The sequence below is a fragment of the Streptosporangium sp. NPDC000563 genome, assembly GCF_040299985.1.
Classification (GTDB): domain Bacteria; phylum Actinomycetota; class Actinomycetes; order Streptosporangiales; family Streptosporangiaceae; genus Streptosporangium.
On sequence record NZ_JBEPDA010000005.1, the window covers coordinates 127,815 to 138,919 of the forward strand.

13 protein-coding genes and 1 pseudogene are annotated in these 11,105 nt (G+C 64.4%); 11 read left to right on the forward strand and 3 right to left on the reverse strand.

Annotated elements, in window-relative coordinates; genetic code table 11:
- From fxsT to ABT352_RS15630, 3 genes are all read right to left on the reverse strand, one after another.
- Positions 1–2,063, reverse strand: a 2,063-nt coding sequence (gene fxsT / locus ABT352_RS15620) for an FxSxx-COOH system tetratricopeptide repeat protein (RefSeq protein ID WP_350945509.1), incomplete at its 3' end; no start/stop codon positions are given.
- Between the two features lie 518 nt (positions 2,064–2,581).
- Complete coding sequence (locus ABT352_RS15625) at positions 2,582–3,268, reverse strand: HAD family hydrolase (RefSeq protein WP_350945510.1); 687 nt, start codon at positions 3,266–3,268, stop codon at positions 2,582–2,584.
- Positions 3,265–4,107: a GntR family transcriptional regulator gene (locus tag ABT352_RS15630; RefSeq protein WP_350945797.1), complete on the reverse strand. Its 843-nt coding sequence runs from the start codon at positions 4,105–4,107 to the stop codon at positions 3,265–3,267. Before ABT352_RS15630 ends, ABT352_RS15625 begins: the two co-directional genes overlap by 4 nt.
- Before the next feature lie 136 nt (positions 4,108–4,243).
- Here ABT352_RS15630 and ABT352_RS15635 point away from each other — a divergent pair, with 136 nt between their 5' ends.
- From ABT352_RS15635 to ABT352_RS15685, 11 genes and pseudogenes are all read left to right on the forward strand, one after another.
- Complete coding sequence (locus ABT352_RS15635) at positions 4,244–4,573, forward strand: SCO3933 family regulatory protein (protein WP_350945511.1); 330 nt, start codon at positions 4,244–4,246, stop codon at positions 4,571–4,573.
- 93 nt (positions 4,574–4,666) lie between these two features.
- Entirely contained in the window at positions 4,667–6,004 is a 1,338-nt protein-coding gene (locus ABT352_RS15640) for an FtsK/SpoIIIE domain-containing protein (protein WP_350945512.1), read from the forward strand.
- 86 nt (positions 6,005–6,090) lie between these two features.
- Positions 6,091–6,759 carry a DUF2637 domain-containing protein gene (locus tag ABT352_RS15645; RefSeq protein ID WP_350945513.1) on the forward strand — a complete coding sequence of 223 codons (669 nt, stop codon included), beginning with the start codon at positions 6,091–6,093 and terminating at the stop codon, positions 6,757–6,759.
- A 20-nt stretch (positions 6,760–6,779) separates the two neighbouring features.
- Entirely contained in the window at positions 6,780–7,193 is a 414-nt protein-coding gene (locus tag ABT352_RS15650; RefSeq protein ID WP_350945514.1) for a hypothetical protein, read from the forward strand.
- Positions 7,190–7,348, forward strand: a complete 159-nt coding sequence (locus tag ABT352_RS15655; protein ID WP_350945515.1) for a hypothetical protein — start codon at positions 7,190–7,192, stop codon at positions 7,346–7,348. Before ABT352_RS15650 ends, ABT352_RS15655 begins: the two co-directional genes overlap by 4 nt.
- A complete protein-coding gene (locus tag ABT352_RS15660; RefSeq protein ID WP_350945516.1) occupies positions 7,345–7,470 on the forward strand; it encodes a hypothetical protein in 126 nt (41 codons plus the stop codon). The genes ABT352_RS15655 and ABT352_RS15660 overlap by 4 nt, the downstream gene beginning before the upstream one ends.
- A gap of 89 nt (positions 7,471–7,559) precedes the next feature.
- Complete coding sequence (locus ABT352_RS15665) at positions 7,560–7,691, forward strand: hypothetical protein (protein ID WP_350945517.1); 132 nt, start codon at positions 7,560–7,562, stop codon at positions 7,689–7,691.
- Positions 7,688–9,071, forward strand: a pseudogene (locus tag ABT352_RS15670) (replication initiator). The gene ABT352_RS15665 and the pseudogene ABT352_RS15670 overlap by 4 nt, the downstream one beginning before the upstream one ends.
- Positions 9,061–9,264: a helix-turn-helix domain-containing protein gene (locus ABT352_RS15675; protein ID WP_350945518.1), complete on the forward strand. Its 204-nt coding sequence runs from the start codon at positions 9,061–9,063 to the stop codon at positions 9,262–9,264. The pseudogene ABT352_RS15670 and the gene ABT352_RS15675 overlap by 11 nt, the downstream one beginning before the upstream one ends.
- On the forward strand, positions 9,264–10,406 hold the full coding sequence (locus tag ABT352_RS15680) for a site-specific integrase (protein WP_350945519.1): 1,143 nt from the start codon (positions 9,264–9,266) through the stop codon (positions 10,404–10,406). Before ABT352_RS15675 ends, ABT352_RS15680 begins: the two co-directional genes overlap by 1 nt.
- 273 nt (positions 10,407–10,679) lie before the next feature.
- Positions 10,680–11,105 (forward strand): WD40 repeat domain-containing protein (locus tag ABT352_RS15685; RefSeq protein ID WP_350945520.1); only part of this gene is annotated, 426 nt, incomplete at its 3' end.

An 11,105-nucleotide genomic window follows, 5' to 3' on the forward strand; every position in this document is an offset into this window, starting at 1 on the left:
CCATGAACAGCCTCAGCAATAGCCAACGCCCGCTGTTCCAACGGAACCGCCTCACCCGGCCGCCCCAAAGCACGGAAACTCGAAGCAAGATTCCCCAACGAGATAGCAACATCAGGATGTTCGGGGCCGTAGGCAGTCTCATTGATAGCCAACGCCCGCTGAAACAACGGAACCGCCTCACCCAGCCGCCCCAAATCGCTGAAGCTATTAGCAAGATTCCCCAACGAGATAGCAACGTAAGGATGTTCGGGGCCGTAGGCAGTCTCATTGATAGCCAACGCCCGCTGAAACAACGGAACCGCCTCACCCAGCCGCCCCAAATCGCTGAAGCTATTAGCAAGATTCCCCAACGAGATAGCAACGTAAGGATGTTCGGGGCCGTAGGCAGTCTCATTGATAGCCAACGCCCGCTGAAACAACGGAACCGCCTCGCCCGGCCGACCTAGGGCACGGAAACTCGAAGCAAGATTCCCTAGCGACCTAGCGACATCAGGATGATCGGGACCATAAACAGCCTCAGCAATAGCCAACGCGCGGTCGGCAAGTTCCACAGCGCGTTGGTTGACCCCCTGCGCCGACTGAAAAACCGCAGCTTGGTTGAGGACGTCCCCTAGTTCTGTGGGCTCGTCTCCGGGCACGTATCGGTCAGCGAGCGCGTAAATATGCGGCATGAGCCGCCGCCACAAAGGCCAACTCGCGAGGTTGTGTGCTGGATCTACTGGAAGAGCATCCGCCAACCATGTAAGAGCGATTTTCTGCACATAATCAATTTGGTTTAAATTGTTACTGGTATCGGCAAGAACCACGGCTTGCATTAGATCGTGCATTCTAATGGAGTGCTCAGTAAGAGTGATCATACTGTACGAAGCCAATACCCCCAAAGCTTCGTCAACATATTTATCGCCGATGTATTCAGGTAGAACTTGGCGAGGTAGGTCACCGGGAGCATAACAAGCCAGAATGCGCAGCAATTCCACCACTTCTGGACTTCGGTCACCGATCGTGCTTATTGTGATCTGCCAGAGGCGAGAAATGGCCTGTTGAACCTCTCCCCCTTCGGCCGTGCGGGAATACATCCGCACTGGATCTTCTCTCAGCCGATCCAAATAACGCTCTAGGCTAATACGATTTTGTGCAATATAAGTAGCAGCCTGCACTAAGGCCAGCGGAAGGAAACCTAGCCTTGCAGCAATTTCGGCCGCGATCGCCTCATCGCCGCCCCGCGATTCGATATCGATTATTTTATAGATTAATTCTACAGCCGCCTCTGGCTCTAGAACATCCAACGAAGTTGATTGGATCTGTCCACCCCAGTGGACATTTCGCCTTGTAGTAATTATCACATGACCACTGGACAGTTGACCCAACAAGAAATCAACATGCTTAGGGTTGTCAACATCATCTAGCACCAATAACCAGTCTGAATGAGATTGCAACCAACCCATCGCCCAATCAGCTGCCTCCTCAACCGTCCCGGCTACTCGCACAGGTGGATGCAAGCGGCCTGCCAGGGCAGCAAGACTGTCTTGAATCTGCTCAATATTTTCTGCAGAAATCCACCACACTACCGAATATCTGTCTCGGTGAGCGAAGGCGTATTGAAGCGCCAGCTCGGATTTACCTACCCCTCCCATTCCGTACATGACTTGGCCATTAATTACATGTTCCGAGCCATTGTTAATCATCTGATCAAGGCGTTCCTGGACTTCAAGGCGTCCAGCAAATACCGCGGAAGGCGGCCTCGGAAGGTTGTAGATCTTTGTCGTCAACTTCACTTGCGATGGCTCACGCAGCTCCATCAAGCCATCGTGCTTAGCCTGACTCTCTTCCGCATCTATAAGATCACCTAAAGTTACCCCAAGAGCTTGCGCCAAGACAGTGAGCTCATCGGCGGTGATCGACTTTCTGACTCCAGATTCGATCTTTGCAATCGTGCTTCTGGTGAGAGACGTCTTACCCACTCGCGCGGACTCTTCGGCCAACTGCTGGGCCGTCCAACCATGTTGCAACCGCAGACGCTTGATACGGCTAGCCACCTGCTGAGTTACGGTCATGTCTCTCATGCCTGCTCCACCTTCCAAGCCTACACTTGCACCCTGCTCCTGAATAGAGCACTATGCTCCGTATCGGAGCAAAAGCTTCGTATCGATCAGACGACCTAGGGAGCAGACGGATGGACACGACAGCCCTTGTTTGGTGGGCGATTGCGGGCGTTGCCCTTTCGTGCCTCGTCGGCCTGGCGGCCAGCCAACTGGCCACAAATGAGGGCAGTTCTGTCGCTGCTTCGATCAGGACTGGAGCAGCAGCTGCTGGCGTATTTGCTGGTCTGTGGATAGCTGGCACGGTAGCCGTCCACGCCGTAGCGTAGAATCCAAGATCTTTTCCAAACAAGGTTGGGACGATGTCGCGTTGAACTACAGGACTCCTGTGTCTCCGGCGACTCATGGTCGCGTGGGCGGCGCTGGTCGCGACCGGCCGAAGAGCCGCAGCGCGGCCAGCGACCGCCCGACGCGCAGGCCGCCGCAGGCGGACTGCCTTGATGACGTAGGGAAAGTTTGAACCACACCCCTTCTGGTTCCAGCTATCGGCTCGCTCTGACCGCCTCGGCGAGTTCCTGCATGCTGCTGATTACCGCCTTTGCTCCGGTCCGGGCAAGCTTCGTTTCCTTCTCGGGCTCGTTCGCGTAGCCGATGCTCAGGACTCCAGCGTTGACCGCGGCCTGCATGTCGAAGTCGGAGTCTCCGATCAAGACGGTCTCCCCCGGCGGCACGTTGACCATCTCACAGGCTCGAAGCGCCGATCGGGGATGTGGTTTCATCTCGGCCGGGTTGCCGATCGGCCGACCGACAACCCCGGCAATCTGCTCTCTCAGCTTGACCAGACCAAGGAAGCTCTCGATCGCGGGCTCGGAGTTGTTGCTCACGATCACCACGGGCCGGCCCTCCGCAGCACAGGCATCAAGAAATTCCCGCACTCCCGGCGTGATCTCGGCGCAACCTGCGGCCTCGACCTCGTAGCCGATGAACGCGGCCTCCACCTTGTCGACCAGTTTCGGCGCGAAGGACGCCGTACGGCGCAACACCTTGAGTGGGTCGTCCAGCTCCGCGACATCCTGGGGAAGCTCCGCTCCCTCGTCCTGGAGCAACTGCTTAAGCCGGGCCGCGACCACAGGTGCCGGCAGACCGGCGAAGACGCTGCACACCGGGCCGTCGAAGTCGAGAAGAACGGCACGGGACTGTCGGAAGATCTCCGTCAGCGCCTCGGTCACAGCTCGACTTCCCGACTGATCGTGGTCCACATGCTTTCGAACCACATGCGAACCTGAGCGACGTACTGCGACTGCATCGACGAAGCGTCCTCGGTCACCTGGTAGTGGAACAGCACCGCGTCCTTGCCCATGACGTCGTACAGCTCGTGTGGCTCGCCCTTGATCCGCACCGTGTGCTTGACGACCGGGTAGAAGCCGAAGAACACCTGTTCCCGGTTGATCACGTAGAACTTGAACGCCGGGGTCGTCTGGTGGACGCGCACCTCGACGGATGCGGACTTCACCAGTCCGAGGTCCGCCAGCTCGTGGACGGCATCCGCGATGGCCTGAGTGCTGCGCTGCTGGATGCGGTGGGCACGTGCCCGAATCACCGGGTCGTCGCCGAGGTCTTCGGCCCGGCACGGCAGGGACATCGGCTGGTCCATGTCCGGGACCAGGATGCGGATGGCGATGGAATCGGGTGTGAGTCGTCCAAGACGAATCTTGTCCAGCGGCTCCTGGAGCATGCCCTGAAGCGTCTCGCCCGAGAAGCCCGCGAAGTCGATGGCGACGTTGGCCGCCTCAAAGGCGTGCTCGATATGCGGGCGAAGCTCTACCGGCCGCTCGGTGCGCTCCCGGACGAACACACCGCTTCCCTGGCGCGACACGATCAGGCCCTCGTCCCGTAGCAGGCGGATGGCCTGCTGCACGGTCATGCGCGCTACGCCGTACTGCTTGGCGAGCTCGGCTCCCGAAGGCAGCTTCTCCCCCGGCTCGAACTTCTTCGTCAGGATCGCCGCGCGCAGGGCGCTTGCCACCTGCTGGTAGGGCGGGCGCGGGTTGTCAGGGTCGAGACTCATCACGCAAATCAGTCTAGTTCTCCTAGGTCGCCTAGGCCAATTCCCCTTGAAGGGTTGACATGGCTAGCCATGCTGGTCAACATTGATCCACAGCCAACCTGGCTAGGCAGGTTAGTCAACTCAAGGAGTGATCCACATGCGCAACATCCCCGTCGACCTCTCGGCCCTGGCGTTCATTGTCGCGGGCGAGCCCGAGCCCAAGATCGTGGACCGCGCCACGGGCGAGGTCAAGAAGGATGCGGAGGGGCGGGAGCTCTACACCATCCCGCTCCTGCCCAAGCCGAACGACGATCGGCGCAACCCGGTGATCGTGGTGACGTTCCCCAGCGAGACGTTCCCTCAGATCCCCGAGGGCGTGCAGGTCGTTCCGGTCGGCCTGGCCGCGTTCTTCTGGTCGATGAACGGCCGCTCCGGTCTCGGCTTCCGCGCCGAGACGATCCGACCGGCCGCCGTCCGAGCCGCCTGACCGGCCTGACGTGGTGCCCCTGGAGCGGGCTCGCCTGGCAGCACCGCCCGCTCCGGGGCCTCCTCTCGCCTACACGAAAGGACGGCTCTCATTATGTTCGAACGTCTGCTCTGGCTGACCCTGGCTGCGGCCGTGGTCGCCATCCTGCTCCTGTGCTGGCGCAGGTGGCATCGTCCCTCGTTCTGGCTCGCGGTCGGCTACCCGATCGCCGCGATCTCCGTCCGCGTCACCTGGCGCAAGGTCGCCCTCGGCTGCGGCCTCACCAAGAAGCGGCAACGGTTCTGGTTCACCACCGTGCCCGGCCTGATCTCCTCGACCGGCACCGTACGGGTCAAGCGCAGGTTCCAGCGGGTGACGGTGGACACCAAGCCGTGGATGTGGCTGCCGCTACCGACCCGGCACGGCTGGCGGGTCACCGTTCACACCCTGGAAGGACAGGTACCCGCCGACTACAGCGCTGCGGCGGAACGGTTGGCGCACTCGTGGGGCGTTCACGCGGTTCGCGTCTCCTCACCTCGGCCAGGGCGGGTGGTGCTCGCCGTGACCGTTCGCGATCCCCTGGTGCGCATCGACGACCTGCCGCCGTCACCCGACCTGCTCAAGGTCACGGTGGGACGGCTGGAGACCGGTCACCCCTGGGAGATCGATTTCCGCACCGTCCCGCACTGGCTGAATGCCGGGGCCACACAGTCGGGCAAGTCCAACCTGGCCAACGCGCTGATCGTCGGCCTGGCCTCGCAACCTGTCGCGCTGGTCGGCTTCGACCTCAAGGGCGGTGTGGAGTTCACCCCGTACGCGTCCCGGCTGTCGGCGCTGGCCACTTCGCGCACCGAATGCGTCGGCCTGCTCGACGACCTGGTGGCGCTGATGGCCGACCGGATGGAGACGTGCCGGGATGCCGGGGCGCGCAACCTCTGGCAACTGGACGACCACCACAGACCGGTACCCGTCGTGGTCCTGGTCGACGAGCTGGCCGAGCTGTACCTGATGGCCGACAAGAGCGAGAAAGACGAGATCGCCCGCACCTCTACAGCCCTACTGCGGATCGCCCAGCTCGGACGGGCCTTCGGCATCTACCTGTTCTGCTGCGGCCAGCGCATCGGCTCCGACCTCGGCCCCGGTGTCACCGCTCTGCGTGCCCAGTGCTCCGGCCGTATCTGCCACCGCGTCAACGACCCTGAGACCGCGACCATGACCCTCGGCGACCTCGACCCGGCCGCCCTGGTCTCCGCCCGCGCGATCCCCTCCGAGACACCCGGCGTCGCGATCGTGGCCAGTCAAGATGGCCAGTGGTACCGCGCCCGTTCCTTCTACGTCTCCGAGACCACTGCCGAGTACGCCGCTCAGCGGCATGCCCACCTGACCCCCTCGTGGGCCGAGGTCATGGCTCCTCGCCTCGGCGGCACCGTGCGGGACCTGCACGCGGCCTGACCTCATTCCCCGCGGCCCGATGTGAGCCCTGATCACGCCATGTCCTTACCCCTCCCATGCCCGAATCCGGAAAGAGGTGACTCGCGATGACCAGTCACAAGCCTGGTCGCGTCCGTTCCACGCTGCTGGATTCCGCACTGATCGTGGTCCTGGCCGTCATCGCGGCGGTGGGTTCCTTCACCCACATCTCCGAACTGGCGGCCGAACACGGCCAGCGCGGCTGGCAGTCCTGGGCGGTCGCGGTGTGCATCGACCTGATGTGCGTCATGGCCGCCCGCGAGCTTCAACGCGACAAGCGCACCGGCCGCCCTCGACGGGGACCGATCTCCTGGCCCGCTCTCGTGCTGGCCGGCGGAATCGTGCTCACTCTGGCCGCCAACCTGGCCAGTGCTGAGACCTCGGTCTGGGGATGGATCTGCGCCGCGATGCCCGCGGTGGCCTTCCTGGTAGCGGTCTCCATGCTGGAACGCCGTGCCTCCCACCGGCCTTCGTCGCCAACCGTCGTCGACTCGGCCCCAGTGCCCGTTCCCGAGATCGACGCGACTCCCATCCCTGCTCCTGAAGCCGCCGATAGCCCTTCAGGCAACCAACCAGGCTCATCCCCTGCACTGCTCACCTTCGCCCGACGGCTGGCCGACGAGCACAGCGCCAAGCATGGCCGACCCGTCACGGCAGACCTACTCCGAACTCGTATGGGCATCTCCAGCGATCTCGCCGCCGACCTGCTGCGGCAGATCGCCACCGATCCCGCCTGACAGAAAGGACTCGACCCGTCATGACCCTGCCCGACCTTCCGCACCTGATGGAGGCGGCTCGCGCCTGGGCGCGCGGCTCCTACGCCATGGAGGCCGCCGTGGAGCTGCTGATCCACCACGGCGCCTGGCTGTACCGGAGCGACTTCCTCCGCATGGCGGTGGAGTACGCCCCGGCTGGCTACAGCCGGATCCCGCTCGCGGTCATCTCCTGGGACACCCTCCACGCGGCACTGTGCAACGGTCTGCTCCCCTGCTCCAACTCCGAGGCGGCCGTCCTGCGCATCGCGCTCAGCATCGCCGCGGGCCACCCGGTCGACCTCGGCCCGGCCATCACCCGCCTGGACACCATCAATCTCGCGTACGTCCTGGCCGCCGTACGGCATGCCGGTGGTGACCGGTCCGCCTGGGCCGTCGCCGAACGGGACGCGCCATGACCCGACTGGTCTGCCCCTTCTGCCGATGCTGCGCCCGCTACGGCTGCGAGATCGACGGCGACTCGGTCGGCTGCGACCGCCTCGACACCACCGACGACGCACCTTGCCCCTGCACCCGTGCCGAGGAATCCGAGAAAGGAGAGGACCTGCCGTGATCCACGCCTACGCCTGCGGCACCTGCAACGGCACCGGCCTGGTCAACGACGACGGCGACACCAGCCCTTACCAGGTCGCGGTCATCTGCCTCGGCTGCAACGGCACCGGCATCGATACCTGACCGACAACGCCACCACGGGGCGGCTCAAGCCTGGCAGCCCGCCGCTCCGTGGGGCGTTCCCTCCGCTCACTCGCAAAGGAACCACCAGTATGCGCCACCGGCCCCGCGCGGATCGCGACTGCCGCGACTCCATCCGCGTCCGCTTCACCCATCGCCACAGCGACCCAACGACCACCGACGACGGCCCCGGTTTCGAGGACACCGGAAAGGAGGACGAGTGACCGAACAGCCCACCCACATCGGCGACCTCATCGGCCCGGTCATCCGGGACCTGGCTCAGCACTCCGGCCGGGATCTGACCCGCTGGCTTCACCAGGTCGACCGGCTGCGCGGCTGCTCCGACCCGATCCGCCTGACCGGCGAGGTGTCCACGCTCGACTCGACCACCGGGGAGATCCTGCACCGTTATTCGACCCGGGGCGAGCCTCACGGGCAGCTGCTCGTCCGCTGCGGCAACCGGCGGGCTTCCCGCTGCCCGGCCTGCGCCGAGACCTACCGGGCCGACACCTTCCACCTGATCCGGGCGGGCCTTGCTCGGCGGGGACAAGGGCGTACCGGCCACCGTGAGCACACATCCGCGCGTTCTAGCCACCCTCACGGCCCCGAGCTTCGGCCCGGTCCACCATGGTCCCGACAAGCACGGCCAGGCCGACATCTGCCACCCTCGCCGTAACGGCCCGGCCTGCTTCGGGCGGCATGTCTCCGGTGATCGGCGCATCGGTCAGCCTCTCGACCCCGGCACCTACGAATACACCGGCCACGTCCTGTGGAACGCCCACGCGGGCGCGCTGTGGCACCGCTTCGGGATCTACCTCCGGCGACACCTGGGCATGGCGGCCGGAATGACTCGGGCCGAGTTCAGCCGACAGGTCCGGCTGTCCTTCGCCAAGGTCGCCGAATACCAGGCGCGCGGAATCGTCCACTTCCACGCCGTGGTTCGCCTCGACGGCCGCGCTCCAGAAGGCGAGATCGACGCGCCACCGGCCTGGGCCACCGTCGAACTGCTCTCCGAGGCCATCGAGTCCGCGGCGAAGGCCGTACGTCTCGACGGTCCCGGCCCGGACGGGGAAAGCTCGCAAGAGCTGCGCTGGGGCGCAGTCGACGTGCGACGAATCGAGTCGACCGGCCCGGACGGGTCTGCGCTCTCCGAGGCGGCGGTGGCCGGCTATGTCGCCAAGTACGCCACGAAGGCCGCCGAGACCTCCGGCACTCTCGACCGGCGGGTAAGACGGTCCGACCTCGCCCAGCTCGAACAGCGCGGCGTCACCGAGCATGCCGCCCGGCTGATCCGTACGGCATGGCACCTCGGCGACGCCGAGGCTTATCCCAACCTCGCGCCGCTCCGCCTCCGGCAGTGGGCGCACATGCTCGGTTTTCGCGGTCACTTCTCGACCAAGAGCCGGGCCTACTCCACCACCATGACCGCCTTGCGCCGCGTCCGTCTGGAGTACCGCCAGGCGCGCGACCTTGAGCGGCTGCCGTACGACCCCGCCGCCACCCTCGTCCTCGCCAACTGGAGGTACGCCGGACAGGGCTACACGGCCGGGGAATCCGCTCTCGCCTCGTCGCTCTCACACCAGGGAGGAACCATTGGCCGCTGACCTGATCTCAACCACCGAGGCCCAGCTCTACCGGGTGTCCGACGCCATGCGACGGCTTGGGCTGAGCCGCAGTGTGCTCTACGAGCTGATGCGCTCGGGACGACTGCGCTCGGTCAAGGAGGGCCGTACCCGGCTCATCCCAGCGTCCGCCATCCGCGAGTACATCGCGCTCCTGGAGCAGGAGGCCGTCTGATGACCGAACGACGTAGCCGCGGGGACGGCGGGCTGCACTGGGACGAGACACGGCAACGCTGGATCGCTTCGGTGACGGTCGGCTACACCCCGGCGGGCAAGCGGATCGTGAAGAAGGCCAGCGGCAGAACCAAGACCGCGGCCATGAAGAAGCTCAAGGAGATCATCCGCGACTACGAAGACGGGCTCCTCGTTTCCTCGACCGGTTACACCGTGGCCGACGCCGTACGAAACTGGCTGGAGTTCGGGCTCAGCGGCCGAGGGGCCGCGACGGTGGACAAGTGCTCGATCCTCGCAAACAAGCACATCATCCCTGGCCTGGGCGCGCGGAAGCTCGTCGACCTCACCGCGGACGACGTTGACCGCTGGCTGGCCGACAAGGCGAAGGAGCTGAGCACGCGGACCCTCCGCGAACTGCGCTCGATCCTCGTCCGGGCCATCTCTCGCGCCCAGGCTCGGGACAAGGTGAAACGGAACGTCGCGCTGCTCTGCGAGATCCCCAGGGGAACAGAGGGACGTCCCTCCAAATCGCTCACCCTCGACCAGGCGGAAGCCGTGCTCAAGGCGTCCGAGGGCACGACGCTGCACGCCTACATCGTGCTCTCACTGCTGCTCGGAGCTCGTACGGAAGAACTGCGGGCGCTCACCTGGTCACACGTCGACCTCGACGGCACCTCGCCCTCCATCATGGTCTGGCGGTCGGTGCGGGAAGGCGGCGACACCAAGACCCGCAAGTCCCGGCGAACACTGGCCATACCGAGACGCTGCGCCGACGCGCTCAAGCTCCACCGTGAGCGTCAGGAGGTGGCCAAGCGGGCGGCCGGTGACGACTGGCAGGACAACGGCCTCGTGTTCGCGTCCAAAGTCGGCACGGAGCTCGACGCGCACAACGTCCGGCGCTCGTTCCGGGCGGTGCTCAAGAAGGCCGGTCTGAACGAGAAGGAGTGGACACCCCGGGAGATGCGGCACAGCTTCGTCTCGCTGCTGTCGGACTCCGGAGTACCCCTGGAGAACATCTCCCGCCTGGTCGGCCACCGCAACACCTCGGTGACGGAGACGGTCTACCGCAAGCAGCTGCGCCCGATGCTCCTGGAAGGAGCTGAAGCAATGGACCGCCTCTTTGAGAACCGCCCGGAACAGTAATGGTCGGTCTAGGCGGGGACAAAACATCGCTACTGCTCAGAATCTGAGCGTAATCCCCTCAGGGGCTGGTAGCCACAGATCTTCTGAGGCCGGACGATTATGAAGGAAATGCTCCTTCAACGCGGATTGATTAGTGTTTAGTGTGATCTACCACGTGTAAGACGTCATGATTCGAAAAGCGAACGTAACGGCTCACTTTCTCGGCTGTCGGTGATCGGATGGCTCCGCCCGGCCACTCCGAGATGTGATGCCGGCCGGAAAGGACGATATACGGTGCCTGATACGGGTCAGCGGGATACGGGTGATCCCAAGGCACTCGGCCACGACACGACCGAGCCACACGCGAGTGCTTCCCCCGACCTCGGTCAGGCTGTCCCGACCGCCCGCCAACGCCTTGGGTGGATCGCCGCGGTGACGGCCTGTGTGGCGCTCGGCACGCTCGTCGTATCCATTGCACTCTTCGCGATCTTCTGGCCTTCCACAGGACTGTTCGGTTATGACGATGTCGTCGACTTGGATGACACCATCGAGGCGGTGGCGGTCGGGCAGATCAACGGCCAGCCGATCGCCGTCACCGACGACTATGACGGCACCATGCAGGTGTGGGACCTGACCACGTACAAGCCCATCGGCGAGCCGATGACCGGCCACACCGAAGCCGTCCAGGCAATGGCGATCAGCGAGGTCGACGGCCGACCG

Excerpts from the sequence above, each read along its gene's own strand:
- ABT352_RS15635 (WP_350945511.1), top strand. The coding sequence starts at position 4,244 with ATGCGCAACATCCCCGTCGACCTCTCGGCCCTGGCGTTCATTGTCGCG.
- ABT352_RS15655 (WP_350945515.1), top strand. The coding sequence starts at position 7,190 with ATGACCCGACTGGTCTGCCCCTTCTGCCGATGCTGCGCCCGCTACGGC.
- ABT352_RS15640 (WP_350945512.1), top strand. The coding sequence starts at position 4,667 with ATGTTCGAACGTCTGCTCTGGCTGACCCTGGCTGCGGCCGTGGTCGCC.
- ABT352_RS15665 (WP_350945517.1), top strand. The coding sequence starts at position 7,560 with ATGCGCCACCGGCCCCGCGCGGATCGCGACTGCCGCGACTCCATCCGC.
- ABT352_RS15650 (WP_350945514.1), top strand. The coding sequence starts at position 6,780 with ATGACCCTGCCCGACCTTCCGCACCTGATGGAGGCGGCTCGCGCCTGG.
- ABT352_RS15645 (WP_350945513.1), top strand. The coding sequence starts at position 6,091 with ATGACCAGTCACAAGCCTGGTCGCGTCCGTTCCACGCTGCTGGATTCC.
- ABT352_RS15680 (WP_350945519.1), top strand. The coding sequence starts at position 9,264 with ATGACCGAACGACGTAGCCGCGGGGACGGCGGGCTGCACTGGGACGAG.
- ABT352_RS15630 (WP_350945797.1), bottom strand. The coding sequence starts at position 4,107 with ATGAGTCTCGACCCTGACAACCCGCGCCCGCCCTACCAGCAGGTGGCA.